Genomic DNA, 25,109 nt, shown 5'->3' with positions numbered 1-25,109 from the left:
GAAACACCAGCTCGACAGCCCGTCTCCGGTTCGCCGGAGGCGGGCTGTCGACGTTGTGGGGCTCGTGTCGGCAGCGGGCTGACGGTCGTGGCGACCCCGCTGATCATCGTCGGGGCGCATGGGTTAGGGTTAACCAGTCGACGCGGGGTGGAGCAGCTCGGTAGCTCGCTGGGCTCATAACCCAGAGGTCGCAGGTTCAAATCCTGTCCCCGCTACCACCGCAGGTGCACGTCGAAGCCCGGCCCCGGATCGTGGGGGCCGGGCTTTTCGATTCCCTGCCGGTGCGATCCGCGCGGCCGGCGGAATCCGCCGGATCTTCGTTCGATGGTTCGGCGTGGACCGACGTGCCGAGGTTGCGCCCTTCGGCGAGGATGGGGACATGTCTTCATTCGGCAAGTGGTGGGGCCGGCTCAGCGCGGTCCTCGGTGTGGTCGTGCTGTCGGTGTTCGTGCCCGTCGCGGCCTGGGCGTCCACCGGCACCGGCGAGCTGGTGGTGGAAGCCGCCCGGCGGCGGGGCCGCGGCGGCGGCTTCGGCTTCCTCGGCCTGCTCTGCTGCCTCGTGGTGGTGGCGATCATCGTGTTCCTGGTGCTGCGGCTGACGCGCAACCGCCGGGGCGGCCCGCCGCGCTGACCCGCTCGCTGCCGTCCTGCCCGGCCGTCGGCGGCTGTCGCCACCGGCGGCGGGCACTCGGCCGCCGCCGGTGGTCACGCCGCGAGGGCCGCGTTCGCCTGGGCGATGAAACGGGAGGTGGCCGCGCGGGTGCCGGCGCGCCCGGAGCGGATGCTCTCGGCGGCGGCGACGAGCAGGGTACGTACCTTGGCGTGACCCTTCGGCGGCGGCGCCGGCGCCGGCCCGAGCTGTTCGGCGATGCTGGCGTTGAACGCGGCGGCCCGTTGCTGTGCCGGGTCGGTGATGCTGCCCTCGGTGTAGCGGCGGACGGGGACGCTGGCGTTGAGGCCGCGTTCGTGACCGAGGACCGCGCCGGCCTCGCCGTTCGTGGTCAAAAAGTTGATCACGTCGATGACGGTGTCCGGGTGGCGGGTGCCGCGGAAACCCGCCCAGTACATCGACGCCCGCGCCCACTGCGAGCCCGGCGGGCCGGGGAAGCCGATGACGCCCAGCTCGGACTCGGTGAGCCGTTGCAGCTCCGGTAGCTGGTGGGACCAGGCGAAGGACGCGGCGGTCAACCCACTGACCACCAGTTGCCGGGCCGGTTCCCCGCTGTCGGCCTGCTCGACCAGTGCCGCGCCCGGCGTGGCCCGTCGGCTCCGGGCGCGCTGCCACAGCTCGAACCAGCCGATCAGCTCATCCGCGCCGAAGCCGAGCTGGCGCCCCCGGTAGAGCTCGCCGCCCTGCGCCCGCAACCAGAGCCAGAGTGCGCGGTAGTCGCCGGACGGGTCCATGGTGCCGGCCACCCGGCCGTCGCTGGCCTCGGTGACCTGCTCCGCCCAGGCGATGTAGTCCACCCAGGACATCCCGCCGCGTGGCTCCGGCACCCGCAGCTCCCGCAGCAGGTCCCGGTTGAAGACCACCGCCGCGAGGGTCTGCCCACCGGCCACCGCCATCGTCCGCCCGTCCACCGTGCCGTAGCGGATCAGGCTCTCCGGCAGGCCGCGCAGGTCCAACCGGTGATCGGCGACCCGCTCGCTGAGGTCGAGGACGATCTGGCGGTGGGCGTACTCGGTCAGCACGGCGTCGTCGAGCTGGATCAGGTCCGGCACGTTGCCGCCGGCCGCCTGGGTGGCCAGCCGGTCGTAGTAGCCGTCGGCGCCCTGCCAGGTCACCCGGAAGGTGACCCGGGGGTTGCGTTCCGAGTAGAGCCGCAGCGCCTTCTCGGTCAGCTCGGCCCGTTTCGTCCCGCCCCACCAGAAGACCGACAGCTCGACCGGCCCCTCGTCGGTCGATGCGGCGGGGCCGTCGGTGCACCCGGCGAGCCCGCCGGCGGCCAGCAGGGGAGCACCGAGCAGCGCGCCCAGGACTCTGCGCCGGCCGGGGTCGGCACCGAGGCGGTCGATCGGGGGTCGAACAGGGGGCACGGGGTCTCCTGGCACCTGCGGGCGGCGGCGGTCGGACCATTCACGCAGGCGGCGCGGGAAGGTGTCAACGTCCGTCCGGGCACCCCTGCCCGCAACGGCGGCGTGGGTGGTCGAAGCGGGCGCCCCGGTGCCGCGTGGTGTACTAGGGCGCGTGGAACTTCTGCACTCGGGCAAGGTCCGGGACCTCTACGCCGACGGCGACGACCTGATCCTGGTCGCCTCGGACCGGATCTCGATCTACGACGTCGCGTTGCCGACGCCGATTCCGGACAAGGGTCGCCTGCTCACCGCGCTCTCGCTGTGGTGGTTCGAGCAACTCGGCGACCTCGTGCCGAATCACGTCATCTCGGCCACCGACGTGCCGGCGGAGTTCGCCGGGCGGGCGATCCGCTGCCAGCGGCTGGACATGGTCCCGGTCGAGTGCGTCGCCCGGGGTTACCTCACCGGCGGCGGCCTGCGGGAGTACGAGCGCACCGGCGCCGTCTCCGGCGTGCCGCTGCCCCGGGGCCTCGGCGAGGCGTCGATCCTGCCTGAGCCGATCTTCACGCCGTCGAGCAAGGCGCCGATGGGCGAGCACGACGAGCCGATCACGTTCGCCGACGTGGTGGACAAGGTGGGCCAGGCCACGGCCGAGCGGCTGCGGCAGATCACCATCGACATCTACCGGCACGGGGCGGAGCTGGCCGCCGACCGGGGCATCCTGGTCGCCGACACCAAGATCGAGCTGGGTTGGGCGCCGGACGGCACCCTGGTCCTCGCCGACGAGCTGCTCACCTCCGACTCGTCCCGGTTCTGGCCGGCCGAGTCGTACCAGCCCGGGCGGGTGCAGTTCTCCTACGACAAGCAGTACGTGCGGGACTGGGCCACCGGCAGCGGCTGGGACAAGCAGGGCCCGGCGCCGGACATGCCGGCCGAGGTGGTCGAGGCGACCCGGGCCCGCTACGTCGAGGTCTACGAGAAGATCACCGGCAACCGCTGGAGCTGAGCGGGTCACCGTGCGGACGGCGGAACCGGTGTACTCCGCCCGCCGTCCTCGCTGCCCCGGCTCACTCCACCCAGTCGAGGGTGCGCCGCACGGCCTTGCGCCAGTTGTGCAGCTCCCGGTCCCGCAGCTCGGAGGCCATGGCCGGCTCCCACTGCGCGTCCGAGCGCCACTGCTCGCGCAGGGTGGCCAGGTCCGGCCAGAAACCGACCGCGAGACCGGCCGCGTACGCGGCGCCAAGGCAGGTGGTCTCGGTGATCCGCGAGCGGACCACCGGAACGTCGAGCACGTCGGCGAGGAACTGCATGAGCAGCAGGTTCGCCGTCATGCCGCCATCCACCCGGAGCCGGCGCAGCGCCACGTCGGAGTCGGCGTTCATCGCGTCCACCACCTCGCGGGTCTGCCACGCCGACGCCTCCAGCACCGCCCGCGCCAGGTGTCCCTTGGTGATGTAGCCGGTCAGGCCGGCGATCACGCCGCGTGCGTCGCTGCGCCAGTGCGGGGCGAAGAGCCCGGAGAACGCCGGCACCACGTAGCAGCCGCCGTTGTCGTCGACGGTGCGAGCAAGCTCCTCCACCTCCGGAGCGGTCGAGATCAACCCGAGGTTGTCCCGGAGCCACTGCACCAGCGACCCGGTGACCGCGATGGCGCCCTCCAGCGCGTACGCCGCCGGCTGCCCGTCGATCCGATAGGCGACCGTCGTGAGCAGGCCGTGCGTCGACGGGACCGGGCTGGCTCCGGTGTTGAGCAGCAGGAAGCTGCCGGTGCCGTAGGTGCACTTCGCCTCACCCGGCTGGAAGCAGGTCTGGCCGAACAGGGCGGCCTGCTGGTCGCCGAGCGCACTGGCCACCGGCACTCCGGCCAGCACTCCGGTGGCGGTGCCGTACACCTCGGCGGAGCTGCGGATTTCCGGCAGCATGGCCGCCGGCACGCCCATCGCGTCCAGCAGCTCCGGGGCCCAGGCCAGGGTGGCGAGGTCCATCAGCATCGTCCGGCTGGCGTTGGTCACGTCGGTGACGTGCTTGCCGGTCAATTTCCAGATCAGCCAGCTGTCCATGGTGCCGAAGAGCACCTCGCCGCGCTCGGCGCGCTCACGCAGGCCGTCCACCTCGTCCAGCAGCCAGCGCAGCTTCGGGCCGGCGAAGTAGGTGGCCAGCGGCAGGCCGGTGCGGGTCCGGAACCACTCCTCGCCGTACGCCGAAGCCAGCTCGCGCAGCAACGGCCCGGTCCGGGTGTCCTGCCAGACCACCGCGTTGGCCACCGGGCGGCCGGTGACCCGGTCCCAGACCAGGGTCGTCTCCCGCTGGTTGGTGATGCCGACCGCGGCCAGCCCGGCCGTGTCGGTGCCGGCCGCGCGCAACGCCTCGGAGACCACCTGCTGGACGTTGTCCCAGATCTCCTCGGCGTCGTGTTCCACCCAGCCGGGTCGGGGAAAGATCTGCCGGTGCTCGCGCTGGGCCACGGCGACGATCTCCCCGGCCCGGTCGAAGACGATGCACCGCGAGGAGGTGGTGCCCTGATCGATGGCGGCGACGTACTGGGGGGTCACGGCAGCACCGTACCCGGACCCGCCGCGCGGTGCGACCGGCGTCACGGTCGGTTGCGGGCTGCCGCCGTCCAAGCCCGACCGCTTCGCCTACGATGTGCGAACGTGCGTGACATCGCCGTTTTCAGTGGAACCGCCCATCCCGACCTCGCCGCCGAGATCTGCGCTCATCTGGGGGTGCCGCTGCACCCGGTGCGGGTCTCCCGGTTCGCCAACGACTGCCTGGAAGTGCAACTGCAGGCCAACTGCCGGGAGCGGGACGTCTTTCTGATCCAGCCGCTGGTGCCGCCGGTGCAGGAGCACCTCGTCGAGCTGCTGCTGATGATCGACGCCGCCCGGGGCGCGTCCGCCGGCCGGATCACGGTGGTGCTGCCGCACTACGCGTACGCCCGCTCGGACAAGAAGGACGCGCCGCGGATCTCGATCGGCGCCCGGCTCGTCGCCGACCTGCTCACCTCGGCCGGCGCTGACCGGGTGCTCGCGATGACCCTGCACTCGCCCCAGGTGCACGGCTTCTTCAGCGTCCCGGTGGATCACCTGCACGCTCTGCGCGAGCTGGCCACCCACTTCCGGCGCTACGACCTCAGCAACACCGTGGTCGTCTCGCCCGACCTGGGTAACGCCAAGGAGGCGGCGGCCTTCGCCCGGCTGCTCGACACGCCGGTCGCGGCGGGGGCGAAGCAGCGGTTCAGCGACGACCTGGTCAAGATCAGCGCGGTGATCGGTGAGGTGGCCGACCGGGACGTCATCGTGCTGGACGACGAGATCGCCAAGGGCAGCACGGTCGTCGAGCTGATGGAGCACCTGCGTGGCCTGAAGGTCCGCTCCATCCGGCTGGCCTGCACGCACGGCCTCTTCTCGGGCGACGCGCTGCGGCGACTGAGCGACCAGGACGGCGTACTGGAGATCGTCTGCACCAACACGGTGCCCATCCCGACGGCCAAGCGGGTCCCGAAACTTCAGGTCCTCTCGGTGGCCCCGGCTCTGGCCGAGGCGATGCGCCGGATCCACAACGGCGAATCGGTCTCCGCGCTCTTCGCCTGACCCGGCGAGTGGGCGGGGGTCAGTTCGGGGTGTGGTCGCGGACGGTGAGGACCGCGGTGATGCGGACGGTGGTGCCGGCGGTGCCGGTGGCGACCTCCATGGCGTCGGTCAGCTCACGGGCCAGCCAGAGGCCCCAGCCGCCGGCGGTGTCCGGGGCCGGCCGGCGGCGGTCGCCCAGCCGCTGCGCGCTGATCCCGTGCCCGTGGTCGGCGACCTCGCAGACCAGGACCCCTGGCTCCTGCCAGAGCCGCAGCCATCCTCGCCCGCCGCCGTGTCGTACGGCGTTGGTGATCAGCTCGTTGACCGCCAGAACGAAGTCGTCCAGCCGTTGGCCGATCAGCCCGCAGGCGTTCGCGCAGGAGGTGACCGAGTGTCGGATCTCGGTCACCTCGGCCTTGTCGAAGGCCTCGGCGATCAGGAGCGCAGGTTCGATGGGCACAACCGTACGCGGTGCGTGCGGATCTGCGTTCGTCATGGCCCCGTCCCGCGGCGGATCTCGGAGAATTTCGCGGCTTTTCCACCGTACGTCAGGGTTTCCCGAACCGCACTCGCTGCCGGCGCTCCGGCTGGTCCGGCTGTGGCATCCTGACCGCCATGCCGTCGCCGTCGGGTGGGTTCGAGGTGCCGCTCTGGCGGGCGCTCGCGGTGTTCCGGTTCGCCTCCCTGGCGTACGTCCTCGGGCTCGCCGTACGCGACGCCGACCGGTACGCCCATCCCCTCGCCGTCGCGACCCTGGTCCTGGTGATGATCGCCTGGACGGTGGTGACCGCGATCGGCTACGCCCGCCCGGCCTGGCGGCGCTGGCCGCTGCTGCTGGCCGACCTGGCGGTGGTGATGGCCATCGTGCTGGCCACCCCGTGGGTCGTCGGCCGGGCGGCGCTCGCCGCCGGCGTGCCCACCCTGGGGGTGGCCTGGATGGCGGGCCCGGTCCTGGCCTGGGCCGTCTCCGGCGGGCGGCGCCGGGGCACCCTGGCCGCGCTGCTGGTCGCCGCCGCGGACCTGGCCACCCGGGAGCGGATCGGCCAGTCCTCGTTCACCGGGGTGATCCTGATGCTGCTCGCCGGGGTGGTGGTCGGGCACGTGGCCCGGCTCGCGGCGACCGCCGAGGAGCGGCTGCAACGCGCGGTGGAGCTGGAGGCGGCCACCCGGGAGCGGGAGCGGCTGGCCCGGGGCATCCACGACTCGGTTCTCCAGGTGCTGGCACTGGTGCAGCGGCGCGGCGCCGAACTGCCCGGCGAGGCCGGCGAGCTGGCCCGCCTGGCCGGCGAGCAGGAGGCCGCCCTGCGCGCGCTGATCGCGGGCGCCGCCGCGACCGGCGCCACCACCCCGGATGCGGCCGGCACGGTGGATCTCCGGGCGCTGCTCGGCCGGTACGCCTCACCGGCGGTGTCGCTCTCGGCGCCGGCCACCCCGGTGCCGCTGCCCCGGCGCGTGGCGGGGGAACTGGCCGCCGCGACCGGCGCGGCGCTGGACAACGTGGGGCGGCACGCCGACGGGCGGGCCTGGGTGCTGATCGAGGACGAGGGGGCGACCGTGACCGTGTCGATCCGTGACGAGGGGCCGGGCATCCCGGACGGCCGGCTGGCGGAGGCGGCCGCCCAGGGGCGGCTCGGCGTGACCCAGTCGATTCGGGGCCGGATGGCCGACCTGGGGGGAACCGTCCGGATCGTGTCGGCGCCCGAGGCCGGCACCGAAATCGAGCTGACCGTGCCGAGGGCGCGGCCGTGACCCCGGTGCGGGTGATGGTCGTCGACGACCATCCGATGTGGCGCGAGGGCGTGGCCCGTGACCTGACCGAGGCCGGGTTCCTGGTGGTGGCCACCAGCGGCGAGGGGCGGCAGGCGATCCGGGTGGCCCCCGCCGCCCGACCGGACGTGGTCGTCCTCGACCTGCAACTACCGGACATCTCCGGCGTCGAGGTGGTCCGGGGGCTGCGCGCGGCGCTGCCCGACGTGCGGGTGTTGATGCTCAGTGCCAGCGGCGAGCAGCAGAGCGTGCTGGACGCGGTCAAGGCGGGGGCCACCGGGTACCTCGTGAAGTCGACCGCGCCGGCCGAGTTCCTCGACGCGGTGCGCCGCACGGCGGCCGGCGATCCGGTGTTCACTCCCGGCCTGGCCGGGCTGGTCCTCGGCGAGTACCGCCGGCTGGCCGCCGGGCCGGCGTCGGACGCCGGGTCGGCCGGCGGCGCGGAGCCCGGGACGCCGCGCCTCACCGACCGGGAGACGGAGGTGCTGCGCCTGGTGGCCAAGGGGATGTCGTACAAGCAGATCGCCCAGCGGCTCGGGTTGTCGCACCGTACGGTGCAGAACCACGTGCAGAACACCCTGGGCAAGCTGCAACTGCACAACCGGGTCGAGCTGACCCGGTACGCCATCGAGCGCGGCCTGGACGACTGACCCCGGTCAGACCGAGCGCGGCGGTTCCGTCTCGTGGATGGCCAGTTCCTCGGCGGTCGCACCGCCGCCGGCCGAACCGGCGTCGTACGCCACGGAGTCGGTCTCCTGGTCGGTGTGCGCCCCCTCGTCCGGTTCCACCAGTCGGCCCACTGTGGCGTCGGCCACGGTGCCGAGCTGACCGTGGTCGTAGAGGGAGACCGGCGAGTTCGGGTCCGACGTCGGACCGGGGTCCATCACGTCGGCGTCGAGTTGGGCCTCCGCCGCGGCCGCCTCGTTGTCCGCCTCGAATGCGATCTTCGGGTCGACCGGGCCGGCCAGCGGGTCGTCCACCGGGCGTTCGAAGCTCTCCCGCTGGAGCTTGTAGTCCAACGACTCACCGTCGAGCTGCTCCTCGGCGGTGGTCCCGAACCGGTCCACCGCCACCGGGGTCCGGTCGCCGGGCAGCTGCGCCGGCTCGGGGCCATCCGCCTCGCGCCCGGTGAGCACGTCGTCGTTGGCGGTCGAGTCGTCGTCGGCGGTGTCGGGCAGCCCCTCCGCCTCGGTGTCGGATACGGGGGTCGGGTACTCGTTGTCGCGCATGTCTGATCACTACCCGCTGCCCTGCCGCCGTAACCGGCGGCCGCCGGCCGTGTGGTGCTGAGCCGGACACCAGGGCGGGAACGGCCCGTCAGTCGGGGGGGTCGGTTTCGTCCTCGGGATGCAGCACGCACCAGACGACCTTGCCGTCCGGTACCGGGCTGGTGCCCCACCGGCGGGCCACCGTGTCGATCAGCAGCAGGCCGCGCCCACCGGCCCGGGTCGGTGGGGCCAGCCCGACGAACGCGGGGCGGAGGTGGGAGTGGTCGCGAACCGCCACGCGCAGGGTGCCGGCCTGGGGAGCCAGCCGGATGGTCATCGAGGTGTGGGCGTGCGCCACCACGTTGTTGACCATCTCGGTGATCGCGATGCTCGCCGCATCGGCCAGAGTCCGCACGTCCCAGTGCCGGCAGCCGGTGGTGACCAGCTCACGGGCCTGCCGGGCGGCGCCGACGGTCGGAGCCAGCTCGGCCGTGAGGACCGCCGCCAGCGGCGCCGCGGCGAGCGCGTCGTCCAGGGTGGGCCAGGCCGGTACGCCGGCGAGTGCGGCGTCCGGACCGGGTCCGGGGACCGCCGGGTCGCAGAGCAGCAGGTCCGCGGCGGGCCAGTCGGCGATCTCGCGGCGAACCTCGGCGAAGAGGCCTCGCCCCACCTGGTCGGCGACCCGCAACCCGGTCACGTCGGCCACCACCGGGCCGGGCCGGTCGCAGAGTTGGGCCAGCAGCGCGGCCCGGACCGTGTCGGCGCCGGCGGCATCGAGCACTCCGGTCAGCCGGACCACCCCGGTCGGCTCGTCGATCTCCACCAGACAACGCGCGTCGGTCGGCATGATCGCCCCATTGTGCTCCCGGGTGACGGCGGTCGCATCCGGGCGGTCGATGCCCGCCATCAGCGGGCCAACCGGGACCGGCGGGTGATCGCCGCCATCGTGCCGACCGCGGTGCCGGCGGCGGCGAGCCCGAACGCGGCGGTGACCCGCACCAGGTGCCGCCGCCGGCCGTGCCAGCCACCGTTCCGGCGACCCTCGGCATCGGCATGGAACACGTTGCCGCTGCTGTCCATCCGGGCGCCGGGGCCGAACTGGGTCCGGTGGGCGTACCAGCCGAGGGTGCGCTCCATCAGCGCCGGCGCCAGCCTCCACTGGAGGCCGATCAGCCGGGCGGCGCCGCCGGCGTACGCCTCGCGGCGGGGCCGGCGCAGCAGCCGGACGATGGTCTCGGCGACCACCTCCGGCGGGTACACCGGCGGTGGTGGCACCAGTTGACGTCCGCTGTGGTTGGCCGCGTGCCGGAAGAACGGGGTGTCCATGGTTGCCGGCAGCACGGTGCAGATGGAGATCTGCCCCCGGCCGGTGACCCGCAGTTCCTGCCGGACCGTGTCGGCTAGCCCCCGGATGCCGTGTTTGGTGGCGTTGTACGCCGACTGGTACGGCATCGCCACCTCGGCCAACACGGAGGCGTTGTTGACCAGCACACCTCCGCCGGCGGCGCCGAGGTGCGGCAGCGCGGCCTTGATGCCGTGCACCGCCCCGAGCAGGTTCACCTCCACCACCCGGCGGAACTCGGCGACCGGGATCTCGTCGAAAAGGCCCACGGCACCGACCGCGGCGTTGTTCACCCACGCGTCGATCCGCCCGAACTCGGTCGCCGCCCGGTCGGCCAGCCGCTGCACCGACTCCAGGTCGGTCACGTCGGTCGGTACGGCCAGCGCCCGGCCGCCCAGCTCCCGGCAGTGTTGTGCGACCTGCCGCAGCGCCGGCTCACTGCGGGCGGCCAGCACGACGGCGGCGCCCCGGCGGGCCAGCGCGTACGCGGTGGCCGTGCCGATCCCGCTGGAGGCGCCGGTGATCACCACGGTCGAATCGTCGAGGCTGCGGGTCAGCGGCATTCCTGAGCGGTACCCGCGGTGCGGCCTGGTCATACCACCGGCCGGTGGTCGATCAACGCGGGAATCGCCCCGCCCGGCAGCCGTGCCGGGTCTCTGGTGATTGTCGTGGCGCAAGTGTCGGTGGCACCTGCGCTGACTGTTCCTGATCTGCCAGGTTTCGGCTCCCGGTCACCCGGTTAATGGGACGCTCTGACCGGGAGGACACCGCCGAGGAAAGATCGCAGGGAGGTGACCCATGCGCGTCGGCCTCGTCTGCGCGCACACCAGCTCGTACCGGCATGCCGACGGCCCGCCGGTCGGTACCCAACAGCACATCGCGCGGGTCGCCGCGGAGCTGGCCGGCCGAGGCCACGACGTCCGGCTCTACGAGCGCCGGGACGGCCCGGGGCTGCCGGCGACGGTGGACGTCGACGGTTATCAGGTGCATCGGGTGCCCGCCGGTCCGCCCACGCCACTGCCCACCGCCGGGCTGATCCCACACGTGACGGAGTTCGGCCGCTGGCTGACCGACGAGTGGGCCGGCGCCTGGCGGCCCGAGGTGGTGCACGGGCACTACTGGATCGGCGGCCTGGCCGCCGCGCACGCGGTCCGGGAGACCGACATCCCGGTGGTGCAGACCTTCCACTCGCTCGGCGTCGAGCAGTTGCGCCACCTGGGGGGCCGGTACGACGGGCCGGGGGAGCGGATCCCGCTGGAACGCGCGCTGACCCGGGCGGTGGACATCGCGGTCGCCCAGTCGAACGACGAGGTGGACGAGCTGACCCGGATGGGCCTGCAACGCAGCTCGGTGGCGATGGTGCCGGCGGGGGTGGACACCGAGCATTTCCACCCCGACGGTGAGGCGGCGCCGCGCGAGCAGCGGGCGCGGATCCTCTCCGTCGGCGGGCTCTCCCCGGGCCACGGCCAGGAGGACCTGATCCGGGCGATGCGCCTGGTCGGCGACGCCGAGCTGGTGATCGCCGGCGGGCCGCTGGTCGACCAGCTGACCAACCACACGGAGGCGCGCCGGCTGCGCGAGCTGGCCGAACAGGTCGGGGTGGCCGATCAGGTACGACTCGTCGGCGGCGTGCCGCACGACCAGATGGCCACCTGGTACCGGTCGGCGGACGTGGTGGCCTGCACGCCGCACTACTCGTCGGCGGGGCGGGTCTCGCTCGAGGCGATGGCCTGCGGGGTGCCGGTGGTCGGCTACGCGATGGGTGGGCTGGCCGATGCCGTCGTCGACGAGGTCACCGGCCGGCTGGTGCCGCCCGGCGACGTACGGACCCTCGGGGTCTCGCTGCGCCGGCTGCTCGCCGACAACGCCGGGCGGTTCGCGTACGGCCACGCCGCGGTGGATCGGGTCCGGAGCAGCTACACGTGGGAACGGACCGCTGGTGCGCTGGAGCGCCTCTACGAGCGCGTGGTGAGCCGCCGCAAACCGGTCGAGGCCTGAGCGGGGCGCGGCGCGGGTGGGTGTCGGTCAGCCGGGCTGACCGACGCCCACCATGGCACGGTCGCGGTGGCGTGCCTTCGCGTGGTGGTGCTGCGGCTCCGCGTACCGCGTCAGCCCGATCACCGAGGCGAGGGTGACCAGGAAGCCGACCGCGGCCAGCCACTCCCGACCCGGCCAGATCTTGTCGTTCAGCAGCAGCAGGCCGACGATCGCCGCCGGCACCGCCCCGGCGGCGTCCATCGCGGCGACCGCGGCGGTGGTGGAGCCGCGCTGCATGGCCAGGCCGAGCAGCAGCTGACCGACGATCGAGTGGACGATGAGCAGGTAGAACAGCGGGTCGGCGAGGAACGCCTCGGCGGACGGCGCGGAGGCGAGCGGCCGGGCGGCCACCGCGGCCGAGGAGAACGCCAGCCCGGCCAGCGAGCCGAGGGCCACCGAACCGGGCGACCCCTGTAACCGGACGGCGAAGAAGCCGAGCACCGCGATCACGCCGAGCGCCACCAGCAGGGCGACCGAACCGGCGGTGCCGAGCTGCTTCGACGGCGCCGGCCGGGCGGCCAGCACCAGCGCGGTGATCCCGGCGAAGAGCAGCGCCAGGAGCGCCACCTCGGCCATCGGCAACCGCCACTTCAACACCAGCACGCCGAGGATGGCGGTGACGCCGAGCCCGGCGGCCACGCTGGCCTGGACCAGGAACAGCGGCAGGTCACGCCGGGCCAGAAAGGCGAGCACGAAGCCGCCGATCTGGCAGCTCAACCCCACCAGGTACGTCCGGTGCCCGGCCAGCCGCAGCAGCAGGCCCGGATCGAAGGTGTGGTGCACCGTGGTGCGCGCCGCGGCCACCGACTGAAGGAGGTTGGCGACGCCGTACGCGACGATCATCGCCGCGAGGAAACACCAGCCGGAGGAGACCACCTGGCGAGGATAGAGGCTGCCGAGGGTCAGCGCTCGGCTGGTCGATCGAGCCGGGCGAGGATGTCGGCGTGCAGCACACCGTTGGTGGCCACCAGGCTGCTCTCGGTGCCCGGCGCGCCCGCCGGGGCCGGTCGACCGGCCAGATCCGTGACCGTCCCACCCGCCTCGGTGATGATCGGCGCCAGCGCCGCCATGTCCCACAGCGACAGTTCGGGCTCGACCATCACGTCCAGTGCGCCCTCGGCCAACAGCATGTAGCCGTAGAAGTCGCCGTACGCCCGGCTGCGCCAACTGGTCCGCATCAGGTCGAGCATCGCGTCGAGCCGCCCGGCGCGCTCCCAGCCGGTCAGCGACGAGTAGCAGAAGCTGGCGTCGGCGAGCCGCCGCACGGCGGAGACCCCGATCCGCTCGCCGGCGGCGGGGCCCGGCCCGGCGTACGCGCCCGCGCCGAGGCTCGCCCACCAGCGTCGGCCCAGCGCCGGGGCGGAGACCACGCCGACCACCGGCCGGTCCCCGTCGAACAGCGCGATCAGGGTGGCCCACACCGGCACCCCGCGGACGAAGTTCTTGGTGCCGTCGATCGGGTCGACGATCCACCGCCGGCCGTCGGGTGCGCTGGCCGGCTGGTCGCCGTACTCCTCGCCGAGCAGCCCGTCGGCCGGCCGGTGCTCGGCCAGCAGCGCCCGGATCTCCCGCTCCACGGCGGTGTCCGCGTCCGAGACCGGGGTCAGATCGGGCTTCGCCTCGACGCGCAGGTCGAGCGCGCGGAACCGGGCCGTGGAGATGGCGTCGGCCCGGTCGGCGAGCAGGTGGGCGAGGTCGAGGTCATCGGCGTACCCGGTCATGCCGGCAACCTAGCCGACGCCCGGCGGGTCACTCGTCCGGGCCGCGCCGGTCGCCCTCGCCGGGCCCGCGCTGGTCGGTCTCGCCGCGCGCGTCGCCCTCGCCGGCCCGGGAGGCGAGCAACCGGCGGTACGAGGCCAGCCGGCGCGGGTCGGCCTTGCCGGCGGCCACCCAGGCGTCCAGCCCGCAGTCGGCCTCGTCGGCCGTGTGCGGACAGTTGGGTGGGCAGTTGACGGTCCCCTCGACCAGGTCGGGGAAGCCGTGCAGCAGGCTGTCGGCGGAGACGTGGGCCAGCCCGAAGCTGCGGATCCCCGGGGTGTCGATGATCCAGCCCGGGTCGGTGTCGACGCCGGGCACCGGCGGCAGTCGCAGCGCCACCGCGCTGGTCGAGGTGTGCCGGCCACGGCCGATCGCGCTGACCACGCCGACCGCCCGCGCGGCGTCCGGAACGAGGCGGTTGACCAGCGTCGACTTGCCCACCCCGGAGTGCCCGACCAGCACCGACACCCGGCCGGCGAGCAGGGCGCGCAGGGCGTCCAGGTCGGAGTCGGGGCGGTTGAGCACGTACGGCAGCTCCAGCTCGGTGTAGTAACCCAGCACCTCCTCCGGGCCGGCCAGATCGGCCTTGGTGAGGCAGAGCAGGGGCTCCACGTCCGCGTCGTACGCGGCCACCAGGCAGCGGTCGATGAACCCGGTGCGGGGCGGCGGGTCGGCCAGCGCGCTGACGATCACCAACTGGTCGGCGTTGGCAACCACCACCCGCTCCAGCCGGCCCTCAGCGGTGGTCTCGTCGTCGTCGGCGGTGCGGCGCAGCACCGAGCGGCGCTCGGCGATCCGGACGATGCGGGCGAGAGCGCCCTCCGCGCCGGAGGTGTCCCCGACGAGACCGACCCGGTCGCCCACCACGACCGACTTCCGACCCAGCTCACGGGCCCGCATGGCGGTGACCGTGGGCAGCTCGGCCTCGGCGACGCCGTGCTCGGCCCCGGCCAGCACACAGGTGTAGCGCCCCCGGTCGACGGCGATGACGAAGCCGTCCACCGCGTCGGCGTGCAGGGGTCGGGTACGCGTACGCGGACGCGAGGACTTCCCGGGCCGGACCCGTACGTCGTCCTCGTCGTACTCCCGCCGTCTGGTCGCCAGGACCCGTCCTCTTCTCGCCTCAGCTCTTGCCGGTCACCATCGCTGACCATAGTGCCGGGAACTCGGGCATGGTCTTGGAGGTACACCCGACGTCGTCGACCTCGATGCCCGGCACGGCCAGCCCGGCCACCGCGGCGGCGTGTGCCATCCGGTGGTCGTGGTAGGTGCGGAACACACCGCCGCGCAGCGGTCGGGGCCGGATCTCCAGCCCGTCCGGCGCCTCGGTGATGTCGGCGCCGAGCGCGGTGAACTCCCGCGCCAGCGCGGTCAGCCGGTCGGTCTCGTGGCCGCGGATGTGCCCGATGCCGGTGAAGACCGACGGCGAGTCGGCCAGCATGGCCAGCGCGGTCAGCGCCGGGGTCAGCTCGCTCACGTCGGAGAGGTCGGCGGTCAGGCCGTGCACCACGCCGGAGCCCCGGACGGTCAGCCCGGTGGTGGAGAGGGTGACCTCGCCGCCCATCCGGTGCAGCAGCGAGCGCAGCTGTTCGACCGGCTGGGCGCTGCTGCGCGGCCAGCCCTGGAGGGTGACCTCACCGCCGGTGACCAGCGCGGCGGCGAAGAACGGCACCGCGCCGGACAGGTCCGGCTCGATCTCCCAGCCGCGACCGGTGAGCGGACCGGGCTCGACGGTCCACACGTCGGGGGTGGTGTCGTCGACGGCCGCACCGGCGGCGCGCAGCATCTGCACCGTCATCCGCAGGTGCGGCGCGGACGGCACCGGTGGGCCGACGTGCCGCACGACGACACCCCGGTCGAAGCGCGGGGCGGCCAGCAGCAGCCCGGAGACCAGTTGGCTGGACGCGGACGCGTCGATCACCACCTCGCCGCCGGTGATCCGGCCGGCGCCGAGCACGGTCAGTGGCAGGCTGCCGGCCCCGGTGACGTCGATCCGGACGCCCAGCGAGCGCAGCGCGCCGATCAGCGGGCCGAGGGGCCGGGTGCGGGCGTGCGGGTCGCCGTCGAAGGTGATCCGGCCGTCGGCCAGCCCCGCGACCGGCGGCACGAACCGCATCACCGTGCCGGCCAGCCCCACGTCCACGTGCGCCGGGCCGACCAGCGGGTGTGGCCGGACCAGCCAGCGCTCGTCGTCGCTGATCGACATGTGCGCGCCCATCGCCCGCAGGCCGGCCGCCATGAGTTCGGTGTCCCGGGCGCGCAGCGGCCCGGCCAGCGTCGACGGGCCGGCGGCCAGCGCGCTGAGCACCAGGGCGCGCGCGGTCATCGACTTGGACCCGGGCAGGCGCAGCGTGGCCGCCACCGGATCGGAGGCGGTTGGTGCGGTCCACGGCTGAGGCGGCCGGGTCGCGGTCAGATTCCCCACGGTTACATTCTGCCGTGTCGGCCGGCGACCGGCGGCGACCGGCGGTCCAACTCCCGGTTGGCGGGACAGCCGGCGCGTCGTCGACGGGTTAGCGTGTGCCCATGTGCGGCAGGTACGCGACGACCCGGAGCTCCGGCGAGCTGAGCGCGCTGTTCGAGTCGTCCGACGACACCGACGGCCGGATCGGGCCGGACCACAACGTCGCGCCGACCGACCCGGTGCCGCTGGTCCGGGTCACCCCGGAGGGGCACCGCAGCCTCTGCGTCGGCCGTTGGGGCCTGCTGCCGCACTGGTCGCGGTCGGCCGCCGGCGCGGCCCGGATGATCAACGCGCGGGTGGAGACGGTCGCCACCAGCCGGGCGTACGCCGGGGCGTTCGCCCGCCGCCGCTGCCTGGTCCCGGCCGACGGCTGGTACGAGTGGGTCCGCCACCCCGAGGGTGGGCGGCAGGCGTACTACATGACCCCCACCGACGGCTCGGTGCTGGCCCTGGCCGGCATCTGGTCGGTCTGGGGGTCCGGGGCCGACACCCGGCTCACCTTCAGCGTGCTGACCACCGCCGCGCTCGGCGAGCTGGCCGAGGTCCACGACCGGATGCCCGTGTTGCTGCCGCCCGAGCGGTGGTCGTCGTGGCTGGGGCCGACCGAGGAGCCGGACCGGTTGCTCGTCCCGCCGGCGGCCGACCAGCTCGCCGGGTTGGAGATCCGTCCGGTCGGGCCGGCGGTCGGTGACGTCCGCAACGACGGCCCGCAGTTGATCGCCCGGGTGCCGCTGGCGCCGACGGTGGCGCCGCAGGAGCTGACCCTCTTCTGAAGGCCCGTGCGCATCGTCGGGCGCCGATTTGCCGGGGTTGCGCGTGATTCGTCGCCTGGCCGTTCAGTCATCTTCCCGGCAGGCCCTTGTCTCGGTGTCCGGAAGTGCGATAGAACACAGCGCCGGTAGTGGGTGTCGATTCGCACGGGGCGGACGACATCCACCGATCTTGCCGGTCCCACGGGGGAGGTGGGTGGATGACACGGGCGCGTATGCCCCGCCCGCACGAGGTGGCCGCGGCGCGGCGAGATCCGCGACTGCTGCGGGCCTTGCACGAACGTCGACAGGATGACGCCTGGCGTACCAGAGGGACATGCCAGAGCGTCGATCCGGAAACGTTCTTTCCGGCGCCGAACGAGCCGGCGGACGCCGCCGTCGCGCTGTGCCGCAGCTGCGACGTCCAGGGGTCCTGCCTGGCCTGGGCGCTGGACGTGGGTGACTGCCACGGCGTGTGGGGCGGCACGACGCCGCGCGAGCGGCGGGCGATGCTGGTGGCCTGGCGCGGCCAGGTCGAGCCGGATCCGGACGCCGTCGACGAGGCGGGCCCACCGGTACGGGACCGACTGCTCACCCTGGTCCCGCTGAGCTGACCACCGGCGCGGTCCTGTCCCGGCCGCCGGCCGGGGCAGCGCAGAATGGGTCGGTGCTGCCCAGCGACGAAATCGGGACCCCGCGCGGTCCGGCCCGGATCGACACCGACCTGCCGGTCGGGAAGGCCGCCGCCCTGCTGGTGCTCGGGCACGGTGCGGGCGGCAGCGTGGACGCGCCCGACCTGCTCGCGGTGCGCGACGCGGCCGTCGCGGCCGGTCTGGCGGTGGTGCGGGTGACCCAGCCCTACCGGGTCGCCGGCCGCCGTGCGCCGGCTCCCGCCGGGCACCTCGACGAGGCCTGGACGGCGGTGCTCGACGGGTTGCGCGACCGGCTGCCCGACGTCCCGACGCTGCTGGTCGGCGGTCGATCCAGCGGCGCTCGGGTGGCCTGCCGGACAGCCCGCGCGGTGGGCGCGGCCGGCGTGGTCGCGCTGGCCTTTCCGCTGCACCCGCCCGGGCGCCCGGAGCGCTCCCGGGCCGCCGAACTGGCCACCGGGCTGCCAACTCTGGTGGTCAACGGCGACCGGGACCCATTCGGAGTGCCGGAGCCGGGGCCGGCCGTGCAGGTGGTGACCCGGCCGGGGGAGACCCACGACATGCGCAGGGATCCGGCCGGCACGGCAGCCGTCGTGCGGGACTGGCTACGCGCCCAGGGCTGGGCGGCCGGCTGACCGGGTCGGCCGGACGAACCGTGTCCGGTGCCGGGCGCGGGTCGTTGCATCCGATGGTGCCGCCGGCCCGATTCGGACGGGCGGGGCCACATCCTCCCAGGCCCTTCCTGGTCCCAGCGCCGGCCGTCGCCGCTGCCGGGACCAGGAACGGGAGGGCGGGCCGGAATGCCCCACCCGTCTTCTCGCGTTACTACCCGCGGACGACTTTTCTGCGAGGGGGTGGCCGGTGCCGACCGAAACACGGAGCCGGGAACGGGACGAGCGGGAGGCCCGGCAGCTGAAGCAGCTGCTGGATGGCCCGGACTGGCCCGCGACGACGGGACCGGGCGGGGTGGGTGCGGTGAGCACGGGCACACCGGCCGGAAGTGAATCTGTGGGCAGGTCCGTGCGCGTATCCTCGGCGGGAAAGCATCCGACGCGAGGGGATGTGCGGTTGACCACGGAGAAGACGGACGAGCGCAGGGCCCGCTTCGAGCGGGACGCGATGCCATTCGTCGATCAGCTCTACGCTGCTGGGCTGCGCATGACGCGCAACCCGGCGGATGCCGAGGATCTGGTCCAGGAGACATACCTGAAGGCGTACGCCGCCTTCCACCAGTTCGAGCAGGGCACAAACCTGAAGGCCTGGCTCTACCGGATCCTGACCAACACCTACATCAACTCCTACCGCAAGCGGCAGCGCCAGCCGATCCAGGCGCCGACCGAGGAGATCACCGACTGGCAGCTCGCCGAGGCCGAGTCGCACACCTCCAGCGGGTTGCGCTCGGCGGAGACCGAGGCTCTGGACCGGCTGCCGGACAGCGACGTCAAGGAGGCCCTCCAGCAGTTGCCGGAGGAGTTCCGGCTCGCCGTCTACCTCACCGACGTCGAGGGCTTCTCCTACAAGGAGGTCGCCGACATCATGGGCACGCCGATCGGCACCGTGATGTCGCGTCTGCACCGGGGCCGTCGTAATCTGCGCAAGCTGCTCGAGCAGTACGCCGCGGAACGGGGCTTCAGTGCGGCCCGCTCCTCGAAGGGTTCGACCGCTGCCGCTGCCGGCCGGGAGGTGTGACGTGAGCTGTGGGGAGCCGCACGAGACGGACTGCCGTGAGGTGCTCGCGGAGGTCTACCTCTACCTGGATCTGGAGTGCGCCGACGAGCGGCGCACGCTGATCCGGCACCACCTCGACGAGTGCGGGCCGTGCCTGCGCGAGTACGGGCTGGAGCAGGAGGTGCGGGCGCTGGTGGCGCGTTGCTGCGGCAACGAGACCGCGCCGAACGAGCTGCGCGAGAGGCTACGCGTCAAGCTGACCGAGCTGGTGGTCTTCGAGACCAGCGATTCCCGCGAACTGGCCGACTGAGCGTCGGCGTAACGGACAAACCGGTGGCCCGGGTCGATCTCGACCCGGGCCACCGGCGTTCCCGGCGTCCGCCGGGTGGGTCTGACCGGTGACGGGCCGTCGGCCCGTCGGCCCGTTCAGGAGTTGGGACGCTTGCCGTGGTTCGCGGCGTTCTTCTTACGGGCCTTCTTCTTCCGGGACTTCTTCGCCATGCTGACCTCCTCGTGATGGGTCGGATCCGCCCTGCGCGCGGCCTCGGCGCCGGTGTACCCACCGGCTGCCCGGCGTCGGGTCCGACCCGCTGATGGTAGTGCGGCCGGCACCCGACGCCTTCCGGCGGGGCGGTCCCGGCGCCCGGGCCGCACCGCTCCGCGCCCGCCGCGGACCGCCGCATGATTGGATACGTCGACAGGCACATCGGGAAAAGGGAGGGCCTGGACATGGCCGAGGAGATCCGCGCCGAGATGGTGGCGAACGTCTGGAAGGTCGTCGCTTCGGCCGGCGACACCGTGTCCGAGGGCGACACCCTGGTGATCCTCGAGTCGATGAAGATGGAGATCCCGGTCGTCGCCGAGTCCGACGGTGTGCTCAAGCAACTCGCCGTCAACGAGGGTGACGTCGTGCAGGACGGCGACCTCATCGCGGTGATCGATTGAGCGGGCTGCTGGTCCGGCTCGCCGACCCGGCCGACTTCCCGGCGGTGGCCCGGCTGACCGTGGCCGCGTACGAGGCGGACGGCCAGCTCAAGGGCGAGCACGGGTACGGCGCGGTGCTGGCCGACGTGTCGACCCGGGCCACCAGCGGTGAGGTGCTGGTCGCGGTGGACGAGGCGACCGGCGCGGTGCTCGGCTCGGTGACCTTCGTGCTGCCGGGCACCCCGTTCGCCGAGCTGTCCGGGCCGGGCGAGGCGGAGTTCCGGATGCTCGCGGTCGACCCGGCCGCGCAGGGCCGGGGCGTGGGCGCGGCGCTGGCCCGGGCGTGCGTCGACCGCGCGGCCGAGCTGGGCTGCGCGGCCGTGGTGATCTGCGTCCGTGCGGGGATGGCCGTCTCGGCGCACCGGCTGTACGAGCGGCTCGGCTTCGTGCGGTGCCCGGAGAAGGACTGGTCGCCGGTGGCGGGCGTGGACCTGCTCGGCCTGCGGCTGGAGCTGCCCCGCGGCTGATCCGCTTGTCGGTCAGCCCTGCGGGCTCGGCTGATCCGCCGGTCGGTCAGCCCTGCGGGCTTGCCGAGGCGACCCCCGCGTCACTCTCGTCGGGACTCTCGTCGGGCTCCGCGCCGATCGCGGCCAGCAGCTCGTCGGCCACCTCCAGCGCGATCCGGCGGCGCTCGTCGTCGGTGATGTTCGGCGCCCGGACGGCGAACCAGCTGCTGTGCACGGCGAACAGCGACAGCACGGCGCGCAGCTGGGCGGTGGGCGAGTCGTCGCCCCGGCAGAGCGCGCTGGCCAGCTGCATCATCCGGCCGCGCATCTGCTGGCCGGAGGCGAGGCTCTTGAGCACGGTCTGGTTCTGCTCGAAGAAGCGCATCACCGACGGCTGGTCGCCGGCGAACATCGTGTCGGCGTACCGGGAGATCAGCGCGCGCCGGGTGGCCAGGGTCGCCGGCTGCGACTCGGCCCAGGTGGTCAGCGCGTCCATCCGCTCCAGCCGGTCCTCGACGAAACTGGCGACGATGTCGTCCTTGCTCTTGAAGTGGTAGTAGAGCGCGGCCTTGGTGACGTTGAGCCGCTCGGCGATCTCGCGCAGCGAGGTCTTCTCGTACCCCTGCTCGGTGAAGAGCTCCAGCGCGACGGCCTTGATCCGCTCACGGGTGCCGCCTGTGCTCTCCCTCACCCACGCCCTCCAATTGGCTTGACCGTCACTTGGTGCCCAACTTACCGTGCGGCTAGTAAGGTGACTAGCCGGGCGGCAAGTAAGTGTGGCAATCCTCGGGGGGAGCTTACCCATGACTCAGGCAACCCAGGCCGGCGCGCGACCCAACGTACGGGTCGTGCTGTTCGGCCTCATGATCGCGATGATGCTCGCGATGCTCGACAATATGATCGTCAGCACCGCGCTGCCGCGGATCGTGGGCGAGTTCGGCGGCCTCGACCACTTCACCTGGGTGGTCACCGCGTACGTCCTCGGCACCACCGTCTCCACCCCGATCTGGGGCAAGCTCGGTGACCTCTACGGGCGCAAGTCGGTCTTCCTGACCTCGGTCGGCATCTTCCTGCTCGGCTCCGCGCTCTGCGGCATGGCGGGCTCGGGCATGTTGGGCGGCCCCCAGGACGGCATGGTGCAGCTCATCGCCTTCCGGGCCGTGCAGGGTCTCGGCGCCGGTGGCCTCATGGTCGGCGTGATGGCGATCATCGGCGACCTGGTGCCGCCCCGCGAGCGTGGGCGCTACCAGGGCATGATCGCCGGGATCATGGCCATCGCCATGGTGGCCGGTCCGCTGGTCGGCGGCTTCATCACCGACCACCTCTCCTGGCGCTGGGCGTTCTACGTCAACCTGCCGCTGGGCGGCGTCGCGCTGCTGGTGCTGATCACCACCATGCACCTGCCGAAGTACCGCACCGAGCACCGGATCGACTGGCTCGGCGCCGGGCTCCTCTCGGTCGGCATCACCGCGATCGTGCTGATCACCACCTGGGGCGGCAACGAGTACGACTGGACGTCCCCGCAGATCCTCGGCCTGGCCGTGCTGTCCGTGCTCGCGCTGGTGGCGTTCGGCCTGGTGGAACGCCGGGTTCCGGAGCCGATCCTCCCGCTGGGACTCTTCGCCAACCGCAACTTCGCGCTGATCTCGCTGATCGGCTTCCTGCTCGGGTTCGCGATGTTCGGCGCGATGAACTTCCTGCCGCTCTACCAGCAGACCGTGCAGGGGGCTTCCGCGACCAACAGTGGCCTGCTGCTGCTGCCGCTGATGTTCGGCATGCTGGTCGTCTCGCTGGTCATCGGCCGGGCGATCACGAAGACCGGCCGGTACCGGGCGTACCCGATCATCGGCGGCGTGGTGATGGCCACGGGCATGGGGCTGCTGACCCTGCTCGACACCGACACCAGCAAGCTCCAGTCCTCGCTGTACATGATCGTGCTGGGCGCCGGCATGGGCTTCCTCATGCAGACCTCCATGCTGATCGCGCAGAACAGCGTGGAGCAGAAGGACCTCGGCGCGGCCAGTGGCGCGGCCACCTTCTTCCGGTCGATCGGCGGTTCGTTCGGCATCTCGCTGTTCGGCGCGATCTTCGCCAGCCGGTTGGCCGACTCCGCCGCCGGTGGGGCCTTCGGTGGCGAGGGTGGCGGAATGGACCTGGCGAAGCTCAAGGCGCTGCCCGCGCAGGCGCGCGAACTGGTGCTCGGCGGCCTCGCCGACGCGATCTCGCACGTCTTCCTCTGGGCGGTGCTGTTCACCATCGCGATCCCGGTGCTCGCCTGGTTCATCAAGGAGATCCCGCTGCGCACCGCGAACGAGGCGCCGACGCAGGCCACCCCGGAGGAGGAGGCCGAGATCGCTCTCGGCAAGGCTCCGGTCGCCTGACGCCGACACACCGCCGCGCCGCGCTGTCCCTCCGGGGCGGCGCGGCGCGTCTTTTCTACGGAATCAGGGGCGGTGGCGTGCGGCGGTGAGGCGTCGCCAGAGGCGGCGGAGCGGGTTGCGGGGGCGCGGGAGCCCGGGTGGCTGGTCGCCGAGCAGTTCGGTGGCGAGCGCGGCGGTGGCCGGGTCCAGTGCCGGGGCGGCCAACGCCAGGTGGGCCAGGGAGACGGCGATCGGAACCGGGCGGGCCCGGGCCACCGCAGCCGCGTCGGCCAGCCGCTCGGCCACCACCCGGGCCACGTCCGATCGCACCGCCGGGTCCACCCAGGCGGCGGTGACCAGGGCGAACAACGCCGCCTCGGTGACCCAGTCCTCCACGCCCCAGACCAGGTCCAGCAGCACCCGGCGCCGGGTCGAGTCCTCCCACGGCTCGTCGGTGCGGTGGTGCAGCAGCCCCAGGCAGGCCCACACCTGCACGCCGCGTACCCAGACCGACGGGTCGTGGGCGGCCAGGAGCCGGCCCACCGCGTTGGCCGGCGCCGTCGGTGGGTGCACGAGCAGCCCGAGCAGGTCGGCCACGTCCAGGCCGGCCAGACCGACCGCCGCGTCGTAGGCCGCCGGCGGGTGCGGCCACGCCGGGTGGGCGACCTGCCCGATCCGCTCGACCGCCGCCGCCGAGGGCGCCGGCAGCGCGGGCGTCGGAACGCTGTCCGCGTAGTGCCACAGCCGCCGGGTGGACGCCCGCCGCGGTTCCCGCGGGTCCGGCTGCGGCGTGCCGGTGACCTCGATCCGCAGCCCGGGCGCGGCCGACGTGGCCGTCCGCACGGCGCTCGGCGGGGCTGCCGCCAGAAGGCGTACGGCACTGCCGACACCGTTGTCGTCGTCGGCAACCGCCTGGCGCAGAGCATCGACCAGCGGGCCCCCGGCCGGCGTCAGCTGGCCGAGCCACGGCCGACCGCGACAGCACTGGGCCAGGTCGCCGTGCTCGTGGCTGTCGTCCGGATGGTCGCGGACGAAGTCGGCGAGCGCCACCAGGTGGGCGAGGTCGCCGTCGCGCAGATGCCGCAGGCGGTGGGCGGTGTGCACCGCGCAGTCGAACGACGGGTCCCGGGCGAGCGCCCGCTCGGTCCACTCCAGCGCCTCGTCCAGCCGGCCGGTCTCGGCCAGGGTGCCCGCGATGTCCGCGTAGATGGCCAGGTCGTCGGGGTCCAACGCGACGGCCCGGCCGAGCGCCGCGAGGGCGTCGCGGGTGCGGCCGGCGCTGCGGTACGCGTACCCGAGCCAGACCTCGCCCATCTTCGACGGCTGGGACCGTACCCCCCGGCTGGCCCAGCGGATCGCCAGCGTGACCTCGCCGAGCCGCCTGGCCAGCGCGGACGCCGCGCCCAGCAGCAGACCGTGCTCGGGGCGGACGGTGACCGCGTTGCGGGCCAGCGTGAGGTACGGCGTCAGCGCGGCCCGTCCGACGCGTGGCACCGGGTCGGGCAACGCGGCGCAGACCTGCATGAGGACCCGGGCGACGTGCTCCGGGTCCAGTCTCTCGGCGAGCTCGGGTGCGATCACCCACGGAACGCCGGCCCACTCCGTGCCGGGCGCGTACCCGGTGGCCGCGGCCAGCAGTTCCAGCCCCTCGGCCGGACGGCCGGCGGCGGCCAGCAGGTGGGCGCGGGCGACGACCGCGCCGACGAAGGTGTGGTGGTTGATCGGGAAGAGGTCCAGCCCGCCCTTGCCGACCGCGGCCAGCCGGGCCAACGTCTCGTGCACCTCCGGCAGGGTGGGCGCCCGGGCCAGCGCGCCGGCGAGGTGGCCGGCGGCGTGGTGCAGGTCGCCCTCGTCCAGTGCCAGCCGGGCCAGGGCCAGCTCCTCCGTCGCGGAGAGCGCGGGGTCGTCCCTTCCCTCGGGCACGTCGTCCTCTCGTCGCAGCGACATCGGGTGGAGCGGGGGCAAGCCTAGTTGATATTGAGATCATTCGGTGATCAACTGCGCACTACTGCTCGTTCGATTGCTCAGATACTTTCAAAGGTGCAAGACTGAGCAGGAAACGCGCGGAAACCGCGCAAGGGGGGAGTG

Annotated in this window: 27 protein-coding genes and 1 tRNA gene; 16 read left to right on the top strand and 12 right to left on the bottom strand. The window is 73.3% G+C overall.

What is annotated here, in order from left to right:
* Positions 1–141 precede the first annotated feature (141 nt).
* Positions 142–218, top strand: a tRNA-Met gene (locus EAD89_RS13825).
* A 161-nt stretch (positions 219–379) separates the two neighbouring features.
* A complete protein-coding gene (locus tag EAD89_RS13820) occupies positions 380–631 on the top strand; it encodes a hypothetical protein (RefSeq protein WP_121653232.1) in 252 nt (83 codons plus the stop codon).
* 74 nt (positions 632–705) lie between these two features.
* Here EAD89_RS13820 and EAD89_RS13815 read toward each other — a convergent pair whose 3' ends face one another.
* Positions 706–2,037: an ABC transporter substrate-binding protein gene (locus tag EAD89_RS13815; RefSeq protein ID WP_121675977.1), complete on the bottom strand. Its 1,332-nt coding sequence runs from the start codon at positions 2,035–2,037 to the stop codon at positions 706–708.
* A 151-nt stretch (positions 2,038–2,188) separates the two neighbouring features.
* On the opposite strand from EAD89_RS13815, the gene EAD89_RS13810 reads away from it, so the two are divergent.
* Positions 2,189–3,022, top strand: coding sequence for a phosphoribosylaminoimidazolesuccinocarboxamide synthase (locus EAD89_RS13810; RefSeq protein WP_121675976.1), 834 nt, complete (start codon positions 2,189–2,191; stop codon positions 3,020–3,022).
* Between the two features lie 61 nt (positions 3,023–3,083).
* Here the strand turns inward: EAD89_RS13810 and glpK are convergent, their stop codons facing one another.
* A complete protein-coding gene (gene glpK / locus EAD89_RS13805) occupies positions 3,084–4,568 on the bottom strand; it encodes a glycerol kinase GlpK (protein WP_121675981.1) in 1,485 nt (494 codons plus the stop codon).
* 102 nt (positions 4,569–4,670) lie between these two features.
* Between glpK and EAD89_RS13800 the strand changes: the two genes are divergently transcribed.
* Complete coding sequence (locus EAD89_RS13800) at positions 4,671–5,609, top strand: ribose-phosphate pyrophosphokinase (RefSeq protein ID WP_121653221.1); 939 nt, start codon at positions 4,671–4,673, stop codon at positions 5,607–5,609.
* 19 nt (positions 5,610–5,628) lie between these two features.
* Here EAD89_RS13800 and EAD89_RS13795 read toward each other — a convergent pair whose 3' ends face one another.
* On the bottom strand, positions 5,629–6,084 hold the full coding sequence (locus tag EAD89_RS13795) for an ATP-binding protein (RefSeq protein WP_121653220.1): 456 nt from the start codon (positions 6,082–6,084) through the stop codon (positions 5,629–5,631).
* Positions 6,085–6,203: 119 nt separating this feature from the next.
* Here EAD89_RS13795 and macS point away from each other — a divergent pair, with 119 nt between their 5' ends.
* Positions 6,204–7,337, top strand: a complete 1,134-nt coding sequence (gene macS / locus EAD89_RS13790) for a MacS family sensor histidine kinase (RefSeq protein WP_121675975.1) — start codon at positions 6,204–6,206, stop codon at positions 7,335–7,337.
* Positions 7,338–7,351: 14 nt separating this feature from the next.
* Entirely contained in the window at positions 7,352–8,005 is a 654-nt protein-coding gene (locus EAD89_RS13785; RefSeq protein ID WP_121675980.1) for a response regulator transcription factor, read from the top strand.
* A 6-nt stretch (positions 8,006–8,011) separates the two neighbouring features.
* Here the strand turns inward: EAD89_RS13785 and EAD89_RS13780 are convergent, their stop codons facing one another.
* The 3 genes from EAD89_RS13780 to EAD89_RS13770 all read right to left on the bottom strand — a co-directional run bounded on the left by EAD89_RS13780 (position 8,012) and on the right by EAD89_RS13770 (position 10,468).
* The gene (locus EAD89_RS13780; RefSeq protein WP_121653218.1) at positions 8,012–8,584 is read right to left on the bottom strand and encodes a DUF5709 domain-containing protein; all 573 of its coding nucleotides are present in this window, start codon (positions 8,582–8,584) and stop codon (positions 8,012–8,014) included.
* 88 nt (positions 8,585–8,672) lie between these two features.
* The gene (locus tag EAD89_RS13775) at positions 8,673–9,410 is read right to left on the bottom strand and encodes an ATP-binding protein (RefSeq protein WP_233578642.1); all 738 of its coding nucleotides are present in this window, start codon (positions 9,408–9,410) and stop codon (positions 8,673–8,675) included.
* Positions 9,411–9,469: 59 nt separating this feature from the next.
* Complete coding sequence (locus EAD89_RS13770; RefSeq protein ID WP_121675973.1) at positions 9,470–10,468, bottom strand: SDR family oxidoreductase; 999 nt, start codon at positions 10,466–10,468, stop codon at positions 9,470–9,472.
* Between the two features lie 235 nt (positions 10,469–10,703).
* Here EAD89_RS13770 and EAD89_RS13765 point away from each other — a divergent pair, with 235 nt between their 5' ends.
* On the top strand, positions 10,704–11,903 hold the full coding sequence (locus EAD89_RS13765) for a glycosyltransferase (protein ID WP_121675972.1): 1,200 nt from the start codon (positions 10,704–10,706) through the stop codon (positions 11,901–11,903).
* Between the two features lie 27 nt (positions 11,904–11,930).
* Here EAD89_RS13765 and EAD89_RS13760 read toward each other — a convergent pair whose 3' ends face one another.
* From EAD89_RS13760 to aroA, 4 genes are all read right to left on the bottom strand, one after another.
* Entirely contained in the window at positions 11,931–12,818 is an 888-nt protein-coding gene (locus EAD89_RS13760; RefSeq protein ID WP_121675971.1) for a hypothetical protein, read from the bottom strand.
* 26 nt (positions 12,819–12,844) lie between these two features.
* A complete protein-coding gene (hisN, locus tag EAD89_RS13755; RefSeq protein ID WP_121675970.1) occupies positions 12,845–13,663 on the bottom strand; it encodes a histidinol-phosphatase in 819 nt (272 codons plus the stop codon).
* A gap of 28 nt (positions 13,664–13,691) precedes the next feature.
* On the bottom strand, positions 13,692–14,702 hold the full coding sequence (rsgA, locus tag EAD89_RS13750; protein WP_199723317.1) for a ribosome small subunit-dependent GTPase A: 1,011 nt from the start codon (positions 14,700–14,702) through the stop codon (positions 13,692–13,694).
* A 121-nt stretch (positions 14,703–14,823) separates the two neighbouring features.
* Entirely contained in the window at positions 14,824–16,125 is a 1,302-nt protein-coding gene (aroA, locus tag EAD89_RS13745; protein ID WP_121653211.1) for a 3-phosphoshikimate 1-carboxyvinyltransferase, read from the bottom strand.
* A gap of 101 nt (positions 16,126–16,226) precedes the next feature.
* Here aroA and EAD89_RS13740 point away from each other — a divergent pair, with 101 nt between their 5' ends.
* From EAD89_RS13740 to EAD89_RS13705, 8 genes are all read left to right on the top strand, one after another.
* On the top strand, positions 16,227–16,937 hold the full coding sequence (locus tag EAD89_RS13740) for an SOS response-associated peptidase (protein ID WP_121675969.1): 711 nt from the start codon (positions 16,227–16,229) through the stop codon (positions 16,935–16,937).
* Positions 16,938–17,134: 197 nt separating this feature from the next.
* Entirely contained in the window at positions 17,135–17,527 is a 393-nt protein-coding gene (locus EAD89_RS13735; RefSeq protein ID WP_121675968.1) for a WhiB family transcriptional regulator, read from the top strand.
* A gap of 53 nt (positions 17,528–17,580) precedes the next feature.
* Positions 17,581–18,198 carry an alpha/beta family hydrolase gene (locus tag EAD89_RS13730; protein ID WP_121675967.1) on the top strand — a complete coding sequence of 206 codons (618 nt, stop codon included), beginning with the start codon at positions 17,581–17,583 and terminating at the stop codon, positions 18,196–18,198.
* Between the two features lie 226 nt (positions 18,199–18,424).
* Complete coding sequence (locus tag EAD89_RS13725) at positions 18,425–19,252, top strand: sigma-70 family RNA polymerase sigma factor (protein WP_121675966.1); 828 nt, start codon at positions 18,425–18,427, stop codon at positions 19,250–19,252.
* Between the two features lies 1 nt (position 19,253).
* Entirely contained in the window at positions 19,254–19,541 is a 288-nt protein-coding gene (rsrA, locus tag EAD89_RS13720; RefSeq protein WP_121675965.1) for a mycothiol system anti-sigma-R factor, read from the top strand.
* 75 nt (positions 19,542–19,616) lie between these two features.
* Positions 19,617–19,748, top strand: a complete 132-nt coding sequence (locus EAD89_RS31235; protein ID WP_255421269.1) for a hypothetical protein — start codon at positions 19,617–19,619, stop codon at positions 19,746–19,748.
* A 206-nt stretch (positions 19,749–19,954) separates the two neighbouring features.
* Positions 19,955–20,176 carry a biotin/lipoyl-binding carrier protein gene (locus EAD89_RS13710; protein ID WP_199723320.1) on the top strand — a complete coding sequence of 74 codons (222 nt, stop codon included), beginning with the start codon at positions 19,955–19,957 and terminating at the stop codon, positions 20,174–20,176.
* Positions 20,173–20,682 (top strand): GNAT family N-acetyltransferase, encoded by a 510-nt coding sequence (locus EAD89_RS13705; RefSeq protein ID WP_121653203.1) that lies wholly within the window; start codon positions 20,173–20,175, stop codon positions 20,680–20,682. The genes EAD89_RS13710 and EAD89_RS13705 overlap by 4 nt, the downstream gene beginning before the upstream one ends.
* Positions 20,683–20,728: 46 nt before the next feature.
* Here EAD89_RS13705 and EAD89_RS13700 read toward each other — a convergent pair whose 3' ends face one another.
* Entirely contained in the window at positions 20,729–21,352 is a 624-nt protein-coding gene (locus EAD89_RS13700; RefSeq protein WP_121675963.1) for a TetR/AcrR family transcriptional regulator, read from the bottom strand.
* A gap of 112 nt (positions 21,353–21,464) precedes the next feature.
* Between EAD89_RS13700 and EAD89_RS13695 the strand changes: the two genes are divergently transcribed.
* Positions 21,465–23,042, top strand: a complete 1,578-nt coding sequence (locus tag EAD89_RS13695; RefSeq protein WP_121675962.1) for an MDR family MFS transporter — start codon at positions 21,465–21,467, stop codon at positions 23,040–23,042.
* 63 nt (positions 23,043–23,105) lie between these two features.
* On the opposite strand, the gene EAD89_RS13690 is transcribed toward EAD89_RS13695, so the two are convergent.
* A complete protein-coding gene (locus EAD89_RS13690; RefSeq protein WP_121653200.1) occupies positions 23,106–24,968 on the bottom strand; it encodes a tetratricopeptide repeat protein in 1,863 nt (620 codons plus the stop codon).
* Positions 24,969–25,109: the final 141 nt, after the last annotated feature.

The sequence above is a fragment of the Micromonospora sp. BL4 genome (assembly GCF_003667505.1).
Classification (GTDB): Bacteria; Actinomycetota; Actinomycetes; order Mycobacteriales; family Micromonosporaceae; genus Micromonospora.
The sequence above is the reverse complement of the archived record's forward strand: the minus strand, read 5'-3'. Positions and strand labels throughout refer to the sequence as shown.